Origin of the sequence: Nonomuraea sp. NPDC003709 (assembly GCF_040610775.1) — a bacterium.
Lineage (GTDB): Bacteria > Actinomycetota > Actinomycetes > Streptosporangiales > Streptosporangiaceae > Nonomuraea > Nonomuraea angiospora_A.
Genome location: NZ_JBEXMW010000009.1, coordinates 165836 through 183732 on the forward strand (window position 1 = coordinate 165836; position 17897 = coordinate 183732).

15 protein-coding genes and 2 pseudogenes are annotated in these 17897 nt (G+C 68.7%); 5 read left to right on the forward strand and 12 right to left on the reverse strand.

The genetic code is table 11. The features are described 5' to 3' along the window. Positions 1-228 precede the first annotated feature (228 nt). Positions 229-1281, reverse strand: a complete 1053-nt coding sequence (locus tag ABZX61_RS27360) for a protein kinase family protein (RefSeq protein WP_355198821.1) — start codon at positions 1279-1281, stop codon at positions 229-231. Positions 1282-1438: 157 nt separating this feature from the next. On the opposite strand from ABZX61_RS27360, the gene ABZX61_RS27365 reads away from it, so the two are divergent. Both ABZX61_RS27365 and ABZX61_RS27370 read left to right on the forward strand, forming a co-directional pair. Then, positions 1439-2182 (forward strand): hypothetical protein, encoded by a 744-nt coding sequence (locus ABZX61_RS27365; protein WP_355198822.1) that lies wholly within the window; start codon positions 1439-1441, stop codon positions 2180-2182. Positions 2183-2751: 569 nt separating this feature from the next. Further along, positions 2752-3099, forward strand: coding sequence for a cellulose binding domain-containing protein (locus ABZX61_RS27370; RefSeq protein WP_355198824.1), 348 nt, complete (start codon positions 2752-2754; stop codon positions 3097-3099). A gap of 169 nt (positions 3100-3268) precedes the next feature. Here the strand turns inward: ABZX61_RS27370 and ABZX61_RS27375 are convergent, their stop codons facing one another. Then, on the reverse strand, positions 3269-3406 hold the full coding sequence (locus ABZX61_RS27375) for a hypothetical protein (protein WP_350734335.1): 138 nt from the start codon (positions 3404-3406) through the stop codon (positions 3269-3271). Positions 3407-3420: 14 nt separating this feature from the next. Continuing rightward, positions 3421-3729 (reverse strand): annotated as a pseudogene (locus tag ABZX61_RS27380) (phosphotransferase); the annotation flags it as partial. A gap of 180 nt (positions 3730-3909) precedes the next feature. Between ABZX61_RS27380 and pafA the strand changes: the two are divergent. After that, positions 3910-5268, forward strand: coding sequence for a Pup--protein ligase (gene pafA / locus ABZX61_RS27385; protein ID WP_355198827.1), 1359 nt, complete (start codon positions 3910-3912; stop codon positions 5266-5268). A gap of 256 nt (positions 5269-5524) precedes the next feature. Here the strand turns inward: pafA and ABZX61_RS27390 are convergent, their stop codons facing one another. The 9 genes and pseudogenes from ABZX61_RS27390 to ABZX61_RS27430 all read right to left on the reverse strand — a co-directional run. Further along, a complete protein-coding gene (locus ABZX61_RS27390) occupies positions 5525-5734 on the reverse strand; it encodes a TOBE domain-containing protein (RefSeq protein ID WP_350734333.1) in 210 nt (69 codons plus the stop codon). Positions 5735-5957: 223 nt separating this feature from the next. After that, complete coding sequence (locus ABZX61_RS27395; protein ID WP_355198829.1) at positions 5958-6902, reverse strand: acyltransferase domain-containing protein; 945 nt, start codon at positions 6900-6902, stop codon at positions 5958-5960. A gap of 184 nt (positions 6903-7086) precedes the next feature. Continuing rightward, the gene (locus ABZX61_RS27400) at positions 7087-8097 is read right to left on the reverse strand and encodes a C-terminal binding protein (RefSeq protein WP_355198831.1); all 1011 of its coding nucleotides are present in this window, start codon (positions 8095-8097) and stop codon (positions 7087-7089) included. Beyond that, positions 8084-9883, reverse strand: coding sequence for an IlvD/Edd family dehydratase (locus ABZX61_RS27405; RefSeq protein WP_355198833.1), 1800 nt, complete (start codon positions 9881-9883; stop codon positions 8084-8086). The genes ABZX61_RS27400 and ABZX61_RS27405 overlap by 14 nt, the downstream gene beginning before the upstream one ends. Next, positions 9883-11265, reverse strand: a complete 1383-nt coding sequence (locus ABZX61_RS27410; protein WP_355198835.1) for a glucose-6-phosphate dehydrogenase — start codon at positions 11263-11265, stop codon at positions 9883-9885. Before ABZX61_RS27410 ends, ABZX61_RS27405 begins: the two co-directional genes overlap by 1 nt. Continuing rightward, positions 11262-13091 carry a glycoside hydrolase family 15 protein gene (locus ABZX61_RS27415; RefSeq protein WP_355198837.1) on the reverse strand — a complete coding sequence of 610 codons (1830 nt, stop codon included), beginning with the start codon at positions 13089-13091 and terminating at the stop codon, positions 11262-11264. The genes ABZX61_RS27410 and ABZX61_RS27415 overlap by 4 nt, the downstream gene beginning before the upstream one ends. Before the next feature lie 80 nt (positions 13092-13171). Further along, positions 13172-14245, reverse strand: coding sequence for an NAD(P)-dependent alcohol dehydrogenase (locus tag ABZX61_RS27420; protein ID WP_355198839.1), 1074 nt, complete (start codon positions 14243-14245; stop codon positions 13172-13174). A 230-nt stretch (positions 14246-14475) separates the two neighbouring features. Continuing rightward, positions 14476-14775, reverse strand: coding sequence for a hypothetical protein (locus tag ABZX61_RS27425; protein ID WP_355198841.1), 300 nt, complete (start codon positions 14773-14775; stop codon positions 14476-14478). A 38-nt stretch (positions 14776-14813) separates the two neighbouring features. Next, positions 14814-15286 (reverse strand): annotated as a pseudogene (locus ABZX61_RS27430) (phosphoketolase); the annotation flags it as partial. Between the two features lie 168 nt (positions 15287-15454). On the opposite strand from ABZX61_RS27430, the gene ABZX61_RS27435 reads away from it, so the two are divergent. Both ABZX61_RS27435 and ABZX61_RS27440 read left to right on the forward strand, forming a co-directional pair. After that, positions 15455-16495, forward strand: a complete 1041-nt coding sequence (locus tag ABZX61_RS27435; protein ID WP_355198843.1) for an AMP-binding protein — start codon at positions 15455-15457, stop codon at positions 16493-16495. 65 nt (positions 16496-16560) lie between these two features. Continuing rightward, the gene (locus tag ABZX61_RS27440) at positions 16561-17673 is read left to right on the forward strand and encodes an acyltransferase (RefSeq protein ID WP_355198845.1); all 1113 of its coding nucleotides are present in this window, start codon (positions 16561-16563) and stop codon (positions 17671-17673) included. Positions 17674-17897: the final 224 nt, after the last annotated feature.

Sequence of the window (17897 nt, forward strand, 5' to 3'; positions counted from 1 at the left end):
GCCGGCGATGGCCTGCCGGAGCCCCGAGGCGGCACGCTCAGGACGGCCCGTACGTGTAACCCCGCGCCCATCAGCCTATTGAGCCCGGCGATCGCGGATGGGCGCGGGCCGGTTGACCAGGTCAAGGTCGTGGACGGTGAGGCGAGGACCATCGCGGCGAGTGAACCTCACCCGAGCAGAGCGTCCTCCCCGTTCGGCGTGCGTCTCCTCAAGCGGTGGGTGACCCCTTCACTCGAGCGGTAGGGCGTGTCGTCCGGCAACCTGGCGGATCTCCTCCAGCGGGTACGGCGTCTTCCTGCTCTCACTCTGCAGATCGTGGTAGAAGCCGTTCAGCACGGTGGCCAGTGGGCTGTGCCGCGACAGCAGGGTCGCGACCCCGCCGGGCACGCCGGCCGGCCGCTCTCCTGCCGCCCATTCCCGCACCAGTTCGCGACGCCCCGGCCAGTCGACGCCGTGAAAGGCGCCGGCCAGCCAGTTCACCAGGTACGTCAGCGTGTAGGTGCGGTCGAAGGTGAGGTGCCGGCGAAAGAAGGCCTGTTCCTCCTCTGACAGGTCGAACCGGGTCGACACGGCCTGCCCGAAGTCGGTCAGGTAGAAGTGGTGCCCGTCGGTGAGGATGTTGTCGAAATGCGCGTCGAAGTGCAGAAGGCCGCCCGCGTTCATGAAGGACACGGCCTCACGCAGCCCATGGTCCGCCAGGGCGCAGGCGCGGTCGGCGTCGCCCGCGCGCACCCGCTCGTCCAGCCACTGGTGCAGGTTGTATGGGAAGTACTCCAGGAAGAGCGTCAGGCTCGCCGGAGCCTCTGCCAGCGCTTCGAGGCGGCGGCGCACGCCGGGCGCGCTCTCCCAGAAGGTGACCGCCCGATCGATGTCGGCCAGCTCTCCGTACAGCGGGGCGGGCTCGGCGTTGGGCAGCACCCGCCAGTGATACAGCAGCGGGAAGCCAGGGAACCGGCCGGTCAGCACCCACTCGGTGGTCATCGTGTGCGCGGCCAGCTCGCGCCAGGCGCCGAAGCCGGGCGAGCCGATGCCGTACTGGCAGAAGGGCGGCAGCCCGAACAGGTTGGCCGTCGAGTGCGGGTGGCGCAGTTCGGGCTCGGTGAGGGGCACGCGTTTGACGAAGACCGAGGTGCCGCCGACCGCGAGCCGAGCGGACGCCCCGCCGATGCCGGTGCCGAGGGGTACGGCCTCGCGCTCCAGCAACTCGGCCAGTTCCCGGTCGTCGTAACGGGCCATGGCCGTGGAAACGTCACGGTGGGTGATCAGCCGGGTGTCCGTCATCGTGATCACTTTACTGACCGATGACGGCCGCCCTTGCCTGGCGGCCACCGTGCCGCACTGCTTGCCGAGCTCGGCGAGCTGGTCGTTGAGCTCTTGCCAACCGTGTACCGCGGGACCGTGGCCCATTCGTTACCCGCCCCCGGAATGATCACATTCTATGAAGAAGACGATCACAGTTCTGGTTACCGGCTGCGCTTTTCTGGTGACTGCCGCTCCCGCGCAGGCTGCGCCCAAGGATCCCGTCCGAGCTCTGAAGAGCAAGCTGGTTTCCGGGCACGGCGTACGGTTCACCGAGACCACCACTCTCATCGGAGACGGCAAGGTCAAGCTGCAGAGCCGTAAGGGAACGTTCCAGTTCAACGCCAAGGGCATCGCCGCCTCAGACATCACCTGCAAGACGGGCCCCGCCGAGCCTGAGCGGACCATCAGCGTCGGCAAGGTCAGCTATACCTCGGGCGGCATCTGGAAAGAGCGCCTTCCAGATGGCAAGACGTGGCTCAAGACCGGCGGCATGCCCGGGGGCGCCGGCGGTTTCTACGGGCAGGTCATCAACCCCGCGGAGCCGGGAACGTTATCCGCGCTGATCAAGAAAGGCAAGCTGAGCGGAAGCACCATCACAGGAAAGATCACGTTCAAGGAACTGGAGAAGGTGTCGCGCTGGTTCGACGCGTCGATCCCGCTGCGCATGCACGACGACACGAAAGTCACCTACACCCTCAGCCTCACCTCGGCCGGGCTCGTGAGCAGGGTGAGGAGCTCGTATGCGGCAACAGGAGTGTTGGACAACAGCGGCTTCGACGGCAAGACGATCACGATCGACAGCCGCTTCACCGGGTGGGGAGGCAAGGTGTCGATCAAAGCGCCGGCCCCGGAGACGGTGACCGCTGACGCGGGTTCCTGATTGTTCCACTGACCGGGCCTGGGCCTTTCGCAGATGAGCGATGTGTCGCGGCGGGCCCACCTCTTGCGCACTCAAGAGGGCCATCTCACCCGCTTCCGCGGCTGACTGAGAACGGCTGATTGCGTTATACCGCAAACCTGTTCTCATCCCGGTCGCGGCGGCGCAGATTCTGGGCATGAGCTCGAGGTTTGATGCGAGGCATCACGGCAGCCGGCTTGCTGGTCGGCATTCTCGCCGTCCCGCCCGAGGCCCGCGCCGCCGGGCCCGGATGACCGGACCGTTCGCACTTGGCGCAAGCGCTCCGGCGGGATGATACGTGAAAGTTTCAGTTCGAAAATCCCAGGATGAGCCCCTGATCGGGAATGGCGGCAGGTGAAGCCGTGGTCGATGCGCAGGCTCTGGCGCAGGCCGGTTCCCGCATTGACCCCGGTCTTCCAAGAGAGGTACCTCCGAGGGGAAGCGTTCCTCGGTGCCGGGCCGTGCCCGCTCCTGCCGAAGGGTTGGTCATGACGAGACGACGTACATCGCGGTTGGCTCGGGTGACGGCGGCTCTCGCCGGAGCGATCGTCTTGATCGCCACGTACGCCTCCCCCGCGCAAGCGACGATCATTGCGTGCGAGTGGGAGAAAGCCAGCTCGTGGACCAACGGTTTTCAGATCAAGGTCACCCTCATCAACGACCCGATACCGGTCGATGGCTGGACGGCCACCTGGACGTGGGACGACGGCACCAAGGTCACCAACGCGTGGGATGCGATCGTGACCCAACCAGGCCAGAGCGTGTCGGCCGGCAACCAGTCGTACAACGGCTATATCCCGTCTTACGGCCGGGTGAGCTTCGGCTTTCTGGCCACCGGCGTCAGCGACGGCCACGGCGGCGGCCTGAGGGTCAACGGCGGACCCTTGTTGCCGTGCTGAGCTGCCCGCACCGGCAGCTCGTCGCGAGCCTGCACGACCGGTTCCATTGCGGCGTACCGCAGCGCTGGCGAACAGTAGCGTCCCTTTCCATGGCCAACACAAAGGACCACGGGTCGGCCAAGTGATGTGCGCACTCGACCGCCAATAACCCCACTCCTCGAACGCGTTCTCAGACCGCTCGAACTTCGGCGAGCCGCTTGACCGCGAACTCGTCGTCCCAGCAGATGGCGGCTTCCCTTGCGGCAGACGCTTGCGCGGCGATGTCGTACGCGCCGTCGTCCAGCCCGGCGGCGTTGTCGGGCAGCACGAGGCGGGGTCGTCGACGTGCGACTCGTCCCAGTCGATCAGCGCGGCTTGATTCGCGGTCATGCGGACGTTGCCAGGGTTGTTGGGGTCGCCGTGGACGACGCATGTCTGACGTCCGGTGAGCCGCGCCCACGCTGCCCGGCATCGAGCAATCCTCTCGGGGGGCATCGCGCCGAGGTCGATCCTCGTCCCTGTCTCGGCGTGCAGGAGGTCGGTCGACGATCGCCAACCTGGGCGCCGCGGCCGGCCCTGCGTCAACCGATGCAGCTCGCGGAGGGGGATGGCTTGGCACGGTGGGATGTGATCCCCGCCGGTGGGTGGCAAGGATCACGGTCCTTGATCATCCGGCAAGGGCCGCGGCGTGCTCCAGCCAGACTCCGTTGCAAGCCGGCCTCGTGGCGCATGTGTCGTCGGCTTTCCGGGTACCCACACATCAATCCCCGGCCGGGGCCGGCGAAAGACGATCTCCCCCGTCGCGCGGGCGGGGAGAATAGTTGTGAGGTAATGGATCGACGCATCTTCGGTCTGGAGAACGAGTACGGCGTCACGTGCACCTTCCGGGGTCAGCGCAGGCTGTCTCCGGACGAGGTGGCGCGCTACCTGTTCCGGCGGGTCGTGTCCTGGGGCCGGTCGAGCAACGTGTTCCTGCCCAACGGCTCCCGGCTGTATCTGGACGTGGGCAGCCATCCCGAGTACGCCACCCCCGAGTGCGACAACGTCGTGGAGCTGGTCACCCATGACAAGGCCGGTGAGCGGATCCTGGAGGGGCTGCTGGTCGACGCCGAGAAGCGGCTCCGCGAGGAGGGCATCGCCGGCGACATCTACCTGTTCAAGAACAACACCGACTCGGCCGGCAACTCCTACGGCTGCCATGAGAACTACTGTGTGGGCCGGCACGGGGAGTTCGGGCGGCTGGCCGATGTGCTGATCCCGTTCCTGGTCACCCGGCAGATCATCTGCGGCGCGGGGAAGGTGCTGCAGACCCCGCGGGGCGCGGTCTACTGCGTGTCGCAGCGCGCCGAGCACATCTGGGAGGGCGTGTCGTCGGCGACGACCCGGTCCCGCCCGATCATCAACACCCGTGACGAGCCGCACGGCGACGCCGAGCGGTTCCGCCGCCTGCACGTCATCGTCGGCGACTCCAACATGAGCGAGACCACCATGTTGCTCAAGGTCGGCGCGACCGATCTGGTGCTGCGCATGGTGGAGGCCGGGATCGTGATGCGCGACATGAGCCTGGAGAACCCGATCCGGGCGATCCGCGAGGTGTCGCACGACATGACCGGGCGGCGGCGGGTCCGGCTGGCCAACGGGCGTGAGGCGTCGTCGCTGGAGATCCAGCAGGAGTACCTCGGCAAGGCCAAGGACTTCGTGGACCAGCGGGGCGGCGACGTGATCGCGCGGAGGGTGCTGGAGCTGTGGGAGCGCACCCTACGGGCGGTGGAGACCGGCGATTTGGACACGGTGTCCCGGGAGATCGACTGGGTCACCAAGTACCAGCTCATCGAGCGGTACCGGAAGAAGTACGACCTGCCGCTGTCCTCGCCCCGGGTGGCCCAGCTTGACCTTGCCTACCACGACGTGCACCGTAAGCGCGGGCTGTTCTACCTGCTGCAGCGGCGCGGCGCGGTGGAGCGGGTGACCTCCGACATCAAGATCTTCGAGGCCAAGTCGGTGCCGCCGCAGACCACCCGGGCGCGGCTGCGTGGCGAGTTCATTCGCAAGGCGCAGGAGAAGCGGCGCGACTTCACCGTCGACTGGGTGCACCTGAAGCTCAACGACCAGGCGCAGCGCACCGTGCTGTGCAAGGACCCGTTCCGGAGCGTCGACGAGAGGGTGGACAAACTCATCGCCAGCATGTGACCGGCCGGACCGATGTCCGGGCCGGCCCCTCCTCCGCCCAGGAGAACGCCGTCGGTGCGGTCAAGGTGCGCGGCCAGGTCGACCATCCGCGCTCGTTCAGCATGGCGCCGCATCAGCGGGTTGGGCGTACTTGTGGGACTGGCCGGCCTTGCGCTCGCCGGCCAGGGTGGTCACGGAACCGATCGGGGACCACCGCATTTGCCAGGTTCGAGGCGCCCGCTTCTCAATCGACCTGGAGCCCCGAGATGACGCCGCGCTAGCTCTCAAGCCCCAGCATCACGTCGGACGCCTTGATCACGGCGATAACCTCACTGCCCTCCACCAGTCCCAACTCATTGGCGGCCTCTACGGTGACGGAGGCGACCAACCGCATCCCACCGGCGTCCAGTTCCACATTCGCTGTCGCTTCGCCTTTGGTGAGCCCGGTCACCCGGGCCGGGATCTTGTTACGCGCGCTCAATCGCATGGCGTCCACTCCTGACTCGGCACTCGCCTCCTAATGCCGCCTTCCCCCAGGTGGAGCATTTACGTCCTCCCCGGCCTGACGGCTTCGCACCTGAACCGTCATTCACCGCTGTCCTGTCTCGTTCGGCTTGAGGCATGAGGCCTCCTTGAACTGCGGTGCCTCAGAATCGATGAAGTCATGTCTCATTGATCATGAGGCAGCTCTGTGGATGTCCCCGCCCCGGCTAGATCGGGAAGCGGCCGCGGCGGATCTGCCAGTGGCGGCCGGCCTTGAGGTGGTCGACGATCGCGCGCTGGAGCACGGTGCGGCGTGGTAGCTGGTCGAGCGGCGTGGTCAGGGTGCGGAACACGAACCGCAGCACCTCGACGTCGGCGTCCTGCCCTTCCGGCTCCTCGTAGGGCTCCAGTTCGAACCTCTGCTGGAACCGGACGATGTTGGAGTCCTCGGGCAGGTACTCCAGTAGTTGCGGGTCGAGCAGCCACGAGCCGCAGGAGAACGCCGTGTGGCGCTCGTCGGGAAAGTGGCGGGGGAAGAACGCGCGGGCCTCGTCGAGCGACGCCGCGACCGCCTCCGGAGTCATCGGCCCCGACTCGGGGATGTGCAGGTCGATGGTGGTGCCGCCGCGTTGGTGCTGCAGCCGGCCCAGCTCGTAGATGCCGCCGCGCGCGTGCAGCGTCAGCCAGCTCTGCATGACCGGCCAGCCCTCGCGGTGCATCCGCCGGTCGATCGCGAGGTTGCGGCCCAGGTCCGCCAGGGTCACCCACGACACGGCATCGGCGATGCCGTGGTCGTGGTGGTACCTCATGACGACGTCGACCAGGGCCAGGTACGCGTACACGTAGAGATGCCGCCAGGCGGGGCCCCGTTCGCGCGGTAGCTCCGGACCGGGCGGCAGCCAGCCGTGGCCCCCGAGATCGGCGCGGACCAGGGCGATCGAGCGGTCGAGCAGCCAGCGCAGCTCCGGAGTCCACAGGGGAGAGTCGCGGTCGGGCCAGCCCGCCATGATCTCGTCGGCATCGTCCGGCCGCACCGCGAGCCGGTCGAGGATCGCGCGCGCGTCGGCCTTGGCGGGCAGCGGAGCCGACGGCCGGTCGCCGGCAAGTCGGTGCACGCGGTCGACGTCCTCAACGGGTACCCCGAGCCGGGCGGCGATGTCATCCAGATCCACGCGGACGATCCTACGATCACTGGCAACGTCACGGAGAAGAGTCGAGGTCCTGCCCCTCTCCGGCCGTCCTGCCACCGAGGAGCCGCCTGCCGCCGAGTACGTCGCGGACATCATGGCGGTCTTCGACGGCGCCATCTTCGTGGCACGCTCGCGAAGGAACTCAAGCTCGCCGCAGACATGCCCGTCAGCCTGAAACATCGGCCTGCACCTCGTTGACCGGGTAACGGGCCGGTTGTCCGGTCAGGACACGTACGGCCTCCTCGGCGGCGATGCGGCGCACTGTGGTGATGGCCTGCTCGGAGTAGTAGGCGGCGTGGGGGGTGATGATCACGTTGGGCAGCGTGAGGAGGGGGTTGCGTGGGTGCCAGCCGCGTTGCTTCGCAGGCTCCTCCTCAAGGTCGTCCAGTGCCGCGCCCGCGATCCATCCCTCGGTGAGAGCCTGGTGGAGCGCCGTGTCCTCCACGATAGGGCCGCGTGCGGTGTTGATGAGGACGGCGGTCGGCTTCATCCTGCGGAGCGTCGCACGGTCGAAGGTGTGGTGGGTCTGCGGGGTGAGCGGCGCCTGGATCACCAGGTGGTCGGAGCCTTCGACGAGTTCGTCGAAGGACACCGGCCGCACCTGGCGCGATCGGATCTCGGTCTCGTCCAGAAACGGATCGTGCGCCCAGACCTCGACGCCGAACGCTTTCGCGCGTTCGGCGATGAGCTGTGCGATGGAGCCGAAGGACAGCAGCCCGAACACCTGGCCCCTCAGTCGCCAGATCGGCTCTCCGCTCTGCCACTGCCAGGTGCCCTGCCGGGTCGCCCGGTCGTATTGGCAGATCTTGCGGGCGGCGGCGAGCCAGAGCGCGACGGCGTGGTCGGCGACCTCGTCGGCGCACCACTCGTTCGGTGCGTTCGTGACCTGGATGCCCCGTCGGGTGGCGGCGGTGACGTCGACGATGTCCACGCCCGTGCCGTAGCGGGCGATCACCCGGCACCGGGTGAACGCGTCGATGGCGCGGGAACCGACCCGCGCGTACTGGGTCAGGACGCCGTCGACGTCCTGACCCTTTTCGATCACCTCGTCCTCGCTCTTGCACTGTGCGGCGAGGAGCTCGAACCCGGCCCCCTCGACGATGGCGCGTTCGATGTCCACGTCGCCGAAGTCGAAGTCGGCGATCAGGATCGTGCCTTTGGCATCAGTGCGAGTCACGGGGAATCCCCTTGGTGTGTACGAGATCCTGGTACGACACGGCGAGCTCCAAGCAGCCTCCGCTGTCCAGCTGCCCCACCGTGGAACGGTAGATCTCCTGCCACGGTGTCTGGTTGTCCAACGTGACCGGCGTGTACTGGGCCCATCGCGCGGCGATCTCCTCATCCGACAGGAGGACGTCGACACGCGCGTTGTCCATGTCGATGCGGATCCGGTCGCCGGTGCGCAGGATGGCGAGGTTGCCGCCGACCGCGGCCTCGGGGCTGGCGTTGAGAATGGACGGTGCGTCCGAGGTGCCGCTCTGGCGGCCGTCTCCGAGCGTGGGCAGCGTCGTGATGCCCAGTTGGAGCAGCGCGGCAGGCACCTCCATGTTGACGACCTCGGCCGATCCCGGGTAGCCGATCGGCCCGGTGTAGCGGATGACGAGGATGCAGTTCTCGTCCAGGCCCAGCTCGGGGTCTTCGATGCGGGCGTGGTAGTCCTCGGGCCCGTCGAAGACGATGGCGCGGAGGTCGAACACCTGCGGGTCATCGGGATGCGGCAGGTAGCGGGCGCGGAAGTCGTCGGTGATGACCGAGGTCTTCATGACCGCGGAGTCGAAGAGGTTGCCGGTCATGACGAGAAGTCCGCCGCGCGCGGCGACAGGCTCGTCGAACGGGCGGATGACCGTCGGGTCGGCGGGCGGGGCCTCGGCCAGGTTCTCGGCCACGGTACGTCCGGATACGGTCACGGCGTCGCCGCGCAGGCGCCCTGCTGCCAGCAATGACCGCATGACCGCGGGGACGCCGCCGGCGCGGTAGAAGTCCTCGCCGAGGAACTCCCCGGCGGGGGCGACGTTCGCCAGCACCGGGATGTCGGCTCCGACCCGTTGCCAGTCCTGGATGGACAGCGGCACCCCGACGTGGCGAGCGATGGCGTTGATGTGGATGGGCACGTTGGTCGAGGCGGCGATGGCCGAGGCGACGATGATCGCGTTCTCGAAAGCCTGCCGGGTCATGATCTTGCGCGGGGTGAGGTCCTCATGCACGAGGGCCACCGCCCGGCGGCCTGTGTCGTAGGCCATCTGCGCTCGCCGGCGATAGGGGGCCGGGATCGCCGCGCAGCCTGGCAGGGACATCCCCAGGGCCTCGGCCAGGCTGTTCATCGACAGCGCGGTGCCCATCGTGTTGCAGTGACCGATGCTGGGGGCGGAAGCGGCCACGCGCGCCATGAACTCGTCGTAGTCGATCTGCCCGCCGGCGAGCAGCCGCTTCGACTGCCAGATCACCAGTCCCGAGCCTGACGATCCGATCCGCCTGCCATGGTGATAGCCGTTGAGCATCGGCCCTCCGGACAGGACTATCGCGGGGATGTTCACCGTGGCCGCGGCGGTCAGGCACGCGGGCGTGGTCTTGTCACAGCCCGTCGTCAGGACCACCCCGTCGAGTGGATATCCGTAGAGCACCTCGACCAGCCCCAGGTAGGCGAGGTTGCGATCCAGGGCGGCGGTCGGGCGCTTGCCGGTCTCCTGCAGCGGGTGGACGGGGAACTCGAAAGGGATGCCACCGCCGTCGCGGATCCCGTCCTTGACCCGGTCGGCGAGGGCGAGATGGTGGCGGTTGCACGGAACGAGGTCGCTACCCGTTTGGGCGATGCCGATGATCGGCCGGCCCGACTGGAGTTCCCCTGGGGTCAGCCCGAAGTTGAGGAAGCGTTCGAGATACAGAGCCGTCATCTCGGGATTGCCGGCGTTGTCCCACCATGCCTGGCTGCGCAGGCCGCCTGGGGCCGCCTTCGTCGATGGCATCAGGTACTCCTCGCGGCCCCACCGGGGCGGGCAGGCCCGTCCGATCCTGCCGGGTATTCGAGCAGCGGGACCAGGTCCCTGGACCAGGCCGACATGACAGGTGCGAGCACCCGCCAGGACTCCTCGGCCTCGTCGCCCCGGATGGACAGGGCTGCGTTGCCCTGCAGGACGTCCAGCAGCAGCCGGCCGTAGGCAGGCAGGCCGGGGGCCTCCAGCTGCGCGGTGAGGGTGAGCGGGGCAAGGGTGCGCCCGTCGGGACCGACGCCGGTCAGCGCGAGGGTCATGCCCTCCGGCTCCAGCCCGAAGCGCAACACGTTGGGCGCGCCTTGCTCGCCGTCCCCGAAGGGCAGGTGAGGTACGGGCCGGAACCGTACCGCGACCTCTTTGCGGTCGTGTCCGAGCGCCTTGCCGGTGCGGAGCCGGAAGATCGTCCCGGACCAGCGCCAGCTTTCGAGTTCCAGCTCCACCTCGGCGAAGGTCTCGGTACCTCGCCGAGGGTCCACGCCCTCCTCCTCGACGTAGAGCGGAACGTCCCGGTCACCGATGCGGCCGGCCAGGTAACGGGCGCGGCGGGTACGGTGCACGACGTCGTCGTCCGTGAGACGGCGTACCGAGCGCAGCACGTCGATCTTCCGATCGCGCAGGTCACGCTCGCCGAGGCTGAGCGGTGGTTCCATGGCCACCAGGCACAGCACCTGGAGCAGGTGGTTCTGCAGCATGTCCTTCAGCGCCCCGGCGCCGTCGTAGTAGCCCGCCCTGCCTTCCAACGTCAGGGTCTCGTCCCAGACGATCTCCACCTCGGAGATGTGCGCGCTGTTCCAGATGGGCTCCAGCACCCGGTTGGCCAGCCGGCTGCCGAGCACGTTCTGAACGGTCGTCATGGCCAGGAAGTGGTCGACGCGGAACACCGCCTGCTCCAGCACCACCTCCGACAGCAGCTGATTCAGCGCCACAGCACTGTCCAGATCTTCGCCGAACGGCTTCTCCAGCACGATCCGGCTGCCCGGTGTCAGGCCCGCGCCGCGCAAAGCCGCCACCGTGCCAGGGAAGATCGCTGGAGGAAGAGCGAGGTAGACCGCTACAGGACCGTCGCCGGCGATGGCCGAAGCGACATCGGTGACGTCGGTGGCGTCGGCCCGCAGGTAGCGGGCGGACTCCACGATCGCCTTCCTGGCGTCGGCAGAGGAGGAGAGGCCATGCCGGTCGAGCTGATCGACGGCCCAGCGCCGGAACCCCTCGTCGGTCCAGTCGGCCCGGTCCACGCAGGTCAGCTGGAAGCCGTTGTCCAGATGCCCGGCTGTCCACAGGGCGGCCAGCGCCGGAAGCAGGTAGCGCGCGTTGAGATCGCCGGTGGCGCCGAAGATGACGAGCCTGTTGATCATGCCATCATCCCTTCTTTCGCTCGTGCGAGCCTGACGCCGGCGGCGATGACGCCGATGTGGCTGAATGCCTGGGGGAAGTTCCCCATGAACGTGCCCGTCGACGGGTCGATCTGCTCCGGCAGCAGCCCGAGCGGGCTGGCCCGGGCGCACAGTGAGGCGTAGAGTTCCTCGGCCTGTTCGGCACGGCCTTGCAGGACGAGGTTCTCGACCAGCCAGAAGCTGCACAACACGAAGGCGCCCTCATCGCCTGGCAGGCCGTCGGGCGAGTGGTCGTGCAGGTAGCGGTAGAGCAGTCCGTCGCCGGCGGACAAACGTTCGGCGATGGCCGCAGTGGTGGCCGCCATCCGCGGGTGGTCGGCCGGGATGACCCTCCGCAGCGGGAGCGCGAGCAGGCTGGCGTCCAGTCCGCCGCTGCCGTCGAGGTGTTCGCCCAGGGACTGCGCGTCCTCGTTCCAGGACTGGTCCACGATGAGCTGACGCAGCTTGTCGGCCGTGGCGCGCCACCTCGTGACCTGGCCGGGCAGGCCGAGCCGCTCGCCCATCGCCGCGGCCCGGTCCAGGGCCACCTGGCACATTCCGGCGGAGTAGGTGAAGACGCGGCTTGCGCTGCGTACCTCCCAGATGCCCTGGTCCGGCTGCCGCCACTCGCGCACGGCGGTGTCGGCCAGCTCCGCCAGGCCGGACCACAGCGCGGGCTGGATCTCACTCCCGGAGCGCAGCCACTGGTCGGCGCAGTCCAGCACCTCGCCGTAAACGTCGTGCTGACGCTGATCAGCTGCGCCGTTACCCCATCGCACAGGAGCGGAACGCCGGTAGCCCTCCAGGCCGACGTCTTGGATCTCCTCAGGTACGGGATCGCCGCAGATGCTGTACATGATCCGCGGTCGGCGGCTCTGTTCGAAGGCGTCGAGGACCCAGCCGAGGAAGGCGTCGGCCTCGCTGTCGAAGCCGATGCGGCGCAGCGCGAACACGGCGAAGGCGGCATCCCGGATCCAGGTGTAGCGGTAGTCCCAGTTGCGTACACCACCGATCGGCGCGGGCAAGGAGGAGGTAGGGGCGGCGACCAGCGAGCCGTTGACCCAGTCGTCGCACAGCTTGAGCGTGATCGCGGCGCGGCGGACCAGCGGTTCCTCCGGCCCGCTGTAGCGGAAGTTCCTCATCCACCGGCGCCATGCCTCGGCGGTCTCGCGCAGCATGGCCTCGGGGTCGAACCGGTGATGGCGGTGAATACGGCCCCAGGACAGCACGAGATCAAGGCGATCGCCCTGTTCGAGGTCGTGGACGGTGCGCAGGCCGGTCAGGGGACGGTTGGAACGTAGATGCAGGCGCAGGTCCGGCCGCCGCGACGCCTGCACCTCCAGGCCGCTGCCCAGGAGCCGGGTCTGCCCGCCGCCGCGGGGATGCAGCTCCGCCGACACGCGGACGGTCCCGTCCAGGACCTGGGCGGAACGGACGAGCTCGGCCCGGCTCGCACCCGCATCGTCGCTGAGATCGGCGCCGGCACGCAGCGCCAGCGCGTCGGTGATCCTGACCGAACCGCTCGAGCTGCGCAACTCGGTCACCAGCACCGCGGTATCAGGCTCGTAGCGCTGCCGGGCCTCCCGCAGGTCCTCCACCGTCAGCGTGAAGTGCCCGCCTCGTGCGTGATCGAGCAGGCCGCACAACAGTGGTTCGCTGTCGAAGCGGGGCAGGCACAGCCACGGGATCGAGCCGTCCAGGCCGACCAGTGCCGTGGTCGTGCCGTCCCCGATGAGACCCAGATCCTCCAGCGGCAGGTAGCCATCCCGACGGCGGACCGGGCGGAACGATGGATCGGGATCGAGCATGCCAGATTCCTCTTTCGTCGTACGGCGCGCCGTCGGAGGCACCGCTGCTTGCGGGGGCGAAACGCTGCCCGGCTGCGGCCCTAGAAGGTGATCAACACCTTCACGACATCCTCGAGTTTCTTGTCCGATATCTCGAAGGCCCGCTCCATCTCCCCGAACTCGAACGAATGGGTCGTCATGTGGGTCGGGTCGAGGCGCTTTGTCTGGAGGATTCGCAGCAGCCGCTCCATGCACAGCCGGCCGCCTGGGCACAGGCCCGTCGTGATCGTCTTTTCGGCCATGCCGACTCCCCATTCGACGCGGGGAATGCGCACGAATTCGCCTTCACCGTAGTAGCCGGTGTTGGACACCGTCCCGCCGGGCTTGGTGATTTTGACGGCGGTCTGGAAGGTCGCGTCCGTGCCGAGGGCCTCGATGGCGGTGTCCACGCCCTGGCCCTGCGTCAGTTCGAGGACCCGCTCGACGACGTCCTCTTTGCTGAAATCCACGATCTCGTCCGCGCCATAGGTTTGCGCGAGCTTCTTCCGGCGGGGGACCGATTCGACTCCGATGACGAGACCGGCGCCGCAGAGCCGTGCTCCCGCGGTCGCCATCAGCCCCACCGGCCCCTGTGCGAGAACGGCCACGGTCCCGCCCAGCGGGATGCGGCCGTTCTGCGCGCCCATGAATCCGGTCGAGAGCATGTCGGCGCAGTAAGCCGCCATCTCGTCGGTGACGTCCTCAGGAATCTTCGCCATGTTGGCGTCGGCCTCGTTGACATGGAAGTACTCGGCGAAGACTCCATCCTTGGAATTCGCGAACTTGAACCCGCCGAGCGGCCCGCCGGACTGTGACGGATGCCCGTTCTGAGAGGCGAGATCGCCCCAGTCAGGGGTGATGGCGCCGACCAGAACACGATCGCCGGGGCGGAAGTTCCGCACCTCGTCTCCGACCTCGTGCACCACACCGACCGCCTCGTGGCCGAGCGTCAGGTTCTCCCGGGGCCCGATGCCGCCCTTGACCGTGTGAGAATCCGACGTGCAGATCAGGGCACTGGTCGTCCGTACGATGGCGTCCAACGGGCCTGGCCGCGGCACGGGCTTGTCCATGAAGCCGACGCGTCCGATCTCCTTCATCACGAACGCCTTCATCGTCCCTTCGGTACGTTCTGCCATGATCACTCCCCCGAACGCCGCCTGCGTCGCCCCCAACACTCCGGCGACACGGCTGATGTCTGGCCTTCCCCTGGCACGGGTGCGGAAGCGAGGCTCCAGCAAGGACCATCCCTTATGTGGACAAAGGATCCATGGCAGACGGGTCGAGCAACGATCGCCGTCAAGCCGCAATCGGCCGGACATGTCCGGTCAGCGGGCCAGTTCCCCTCCGCGAGGCCGGCCCACCGTGCTCAGCCCTGCTCTGCCCGGTCGCCCAGCGACCGGTCCCGCACCTCCGGCATGTCCTGCAGGTGCTCGACCACGTACCGCTCGTCGCGGAGGAGCCGCTGCTCGCACCATGCCTTCAGCTCGCTCGCCCCGGTCGGGGTCCGCCGTGCGGCATTCAGCGCGTCGATCACCAGGTGGTACCGAGATGCCTGGTTGCGCATCACCATGTCGAACGGGGTCGTGGCCGTGCCCTCGTCGGCGAACAGGATGTTCGCCGCCGCGACGGTCTCCATGGTGACCACGTCCCCGGTGCCCGCAAGCACGATGTCGGGATCCGACCGCCCGTCCTCGGTCCCTTGCGGGCCGGCAGGGTCGGCCCGGCGAGCTTCGCGCCGTTCAGGTGGGGAACCGGCAGAACCGCGCCGTCGCGGACAGGGTTCAGGACTCCAGCGGACCTGTCTCCGCCTCCCCGTCACCGACCATCGCCAGTGCGATGAGATCCGGGTTGTCCAGCACCGCTCCGAAGGCGTGCAGCAGCACGTAGCCGAGCTCGCCGCCCTCGTGGATCGAGCCCGGGGTCGGCACCGACGCGTGGCTGGGTATCCCACCGGGTGCGGAGAACTGACGGAACAGCCGCAGCAGCCCCTCCTCCTCCATGGTGATGTGCGGGTAGATCTCGGTGTAGGTGCCCTCCAGGTAGCCGGCCCCGACCAGCGTCGGGCCGCCGTGCCCGGGACCGGCCAGGTAGATCATCTGCTGCCCGGTGTGCTGGATCAGCCGGGACGCGTGCGCGTACACCAGCGCCAGGCCGGGGCTGACGCCCCAGTGTCCCAGGTGTGCTCGCCGGCCTGCGCCGTCGTACAGCCTTCGCCTGTCAGGTGTGTGCCTGGTGACCTGGGGAATCAGGCTAATTGGCTGCTTCTCGCCGCCGTACATGCGGCGCCCGGTGCCGCAGTCTGCCGACGCCGCCTGGTTGGCCCTTTCCGCACAGGGAGATGGACAATGCGCGTCTACGCGGTCCCGGCCCCGAGAACCGTTGCCCCCGGTGCCCAGCTCGCCGACGACCGGGTGGACGGTGACATGGTCCTGTTCCAGCGCCGGTCGACCGGCGGCCGGCGTCCGGTGACGGCCAGGCAGTTCGCGGCCGACGTCCGCAGCCTGGCGGCCGGCTTCCTCTCCGCCGGCATCCGGCCCGGCGACCGGGTCGCGCCGCTTGCCGCCACCAGCTACGAGTGGACGGTGTACCGGCGGCTGCGGGCCGCGCTCGGCGGCCGGGTCGGCTACGCCATCTCCGGCGGAGCGCCGCTGGGCGCACGGCTGGGTCACTTCCTCCGAGGAATTGGCATCACCGTGTCGGAAGGCTACGGGACGACCGAGACCAATGCCGCCGCGACCGTGAACCTGCCCCACGCGCTGAAGATCGGCACGGTGGGGCCGCCCCTTCCCGGCGTCGAAATCCGGATCGCCGACGACGGCGAGATCCTGATCAAGGGCCCGATCCTGGTCCAGGGCTACTGGCGCAACGAGCAGGCGACCTGGGAGAGCCAGACCGCCGACGACGGCTGGCTGCGCATCGGCGACCTCGGCGCCCTGGACGAGGACGGGTTCCTGGCGATCTCGGGCCGCAAGAAGGAGATCATCGTCACCGCCGGCGGCAAGAACCTCGCCCCGGAGGCACTCGAAGATCGCCTGCGCACCCACCCGCTCATCAGCCAGGCGGTAGTCGTCGGCGACCGGCGGCCGTACACCGCCGCGCTGATCACCCTGGACGCCGCGGCGCTGTCGTCATGGAAGCGGGCCGTCGGCAGGCCCGAACACGCCGGCCCGGCCGAGCTTCGCGACGATCCGGATCTGCCGGCCAGGCTGCAGACGGCCGTGGACGAGGCCAACACGGCGGTGAGCCGGGCCGAGTCGATCCGCAGGTTCCGGATCCTTCCGGTCGACCTGACCGAGCAGAACGGACATCTGACCCCGACCCTGAAGGTCGAGCGTGCCTTGGTCCACAAGGACTTCGCGGCCGACATCGAGGAGCCGTACCGCTGAGCACCAGACGCCAAGACCGGCAGACCCGCCGCGTCGCGGGCGAGCGATCGACACTGGACCGGCTGGTGGCGGCCACGCCGACATCCCGCGACCGGGTGGTCGACGCCGCCCGCGCGCTGTGCATCCTGATCGTCGCCCTCTGGCACTGGACATTGTCGGTCACCCACCGCACCGCCGACGGCAGCCTGACCATGCCCAACCCGATCCATGCCGTGCCCGGTAGCTGGCTGGCCACCTGGGTGCTGCAGATCATGCCCGTGTTCTTTCTGGTCGGTGGGTACGCCAACCTGGTCGGCTGGCAGCGGGCTCAGGCGGGCGGGACGACCGCCGGCCAGTTCGTCCGAGGCCGGCTGCGCCGGCTGCTCTGGCCGACTGCCGTCTGGGCCCTGGTCTGGCTCGCCGGCGAGCTGATCGCGGCCGCCCTACCCGGCCCGCACCGATGGATGTGGGAGTGGTTCCCCGGCTACCTGACGCCGCTGTGGTTCCTGGGCGTGTACGGCCTGGTGATCGCCGCAGTGCCGATCACCGCGAGCCTGAACGCCCGCTACGGAGCCAGGGTCCTGGTAGCGCTCGTGCTGCTGATCGCCCTCGGCAGCGTGGCGCACCGCGGCGCCGGCCTGGCCTGGGCCGGCTGGGTGACCGCCGCCCTGGTGTGGCTGTTCTGCCACCAGCTCGGCTACGCCTGGCGCAGCTGGGAGCTGGGGCGGCGCCCGCTGGCGCAGCGTCTGGCGGTTGTCGGGGCCGGGCTGGCCGGGCTGGTCGGGCTGACGGTAGGAGCGGGCTACCCCCTCTCGATGGTGGCCACCACCGGCGCCAAATCCAACATCTTCCCGACCAACGCCGCCATCGCCGCCCTGGCCGTCTTTCAACTCGGGCTGCTGGCCCTGGTCACGCCGGCCGCCGAGCGCCTGCTGCGCCGACCGACCGCCTGGAAGCCGGTGGTGGCCCTCAACGTGGTCGCGTTGACCATCTTTCTCTGGCACATGACCGCGTACCTGGTGGTGCTGTGGGCCTATGAAGGGCTGGGTGGCACCCTGCTTGCGGAGCCAACCTCCGGCTGGTGGGCCCAGCGCTGGCTGTGGCTCCTGGCCCCAACGGCCGTGCTGGCCGTGCTGGTCGTCCTGTTCGCCCGAGTCGAGCTGGCCGCCCGCCGACCCCGGAGAGGGGCAGGTCGCTGAGGTCGGCACCCAACAAAGAACACGAACCGCAGCTGACAGTGGGGATGACTCAGCGACGGCGGGAGACGGTGCCCTGCGAAGCCGAGGACGACCCGGTCTCCGAGTCGGCCTGGGCCGACGTTGGGCGGGCTTGCGGGCGATCGGCGGTGCCGGCCACCGCCCACGCGACCACCACCCCGGCCTGCCCGAAGTTGCCCGGTAACGAGAAGACCCGGCGCCGACCA

Coding starts and splice junctions, on each gene's coding strand:
- ABZX61_RS27410 (WP_355198835.1), bottom strand. CDS start 11,265: ATGATCAACAGGCTCGTCATCTTCGGCGCCACCGGCGATCTCAACGCG.
- ABZX61_RS27405 (WP_355198833.1), bottom strand. CDS start 9,883: ATGCCATCGACGAAGGCGGCCCCAGGCGGCCTGCGCAGCCAGGCATGG.
- pafA (WP_355198827.1), top strand. CDS start 3,910: ATGGATCGACGCATCTTCGGTCTGGAGAACGAGTACGGCGTCACGTGC.
- ABZX61_RS27435 (WP_355198843.1), top strand. CDS start 15,455: ATGCGCGTCTACGCGGTCCCGGCCCCGAGAACCGTTGCCCCCGGTGCC.
- ABZX61_RS27390 (WP_350734333.1), bottom strand. CDS start 5,734: ATGCGATTGAGCGCGCGTAACAAGATCCCGGCCCGGGTGACCGGGCTC.
- ABZX61_RS27420 (WP_355198839.1), bottom strand. CDS start 14,245: ATGGCAGAACGTACCGAAGGGACGATGAAGGCGTTCGTGATGAAGGAG.
- ABZX61_RS27415 (WP_355198837.1), bottom strand. CDS start 13,091: ATGCTCGATCCCGATCCATCGTTCCGCCCGGTCCGCCGTCGGGATGGC.
- ABZX61_RS27360 (WP_355198821.1), bottom strand. CDS start 1,281: ATGACGGACACCCGGCTGATCACCCACCGTGACGTTTCCACGGCCATG.
- ABZX61_RS27365 (WP_355198822.1), top strand. CDS start 1,439: ATGAAGAAGACGATCACAGTTCTGGTTACCGGCTGCGCTTTTCTGGTG.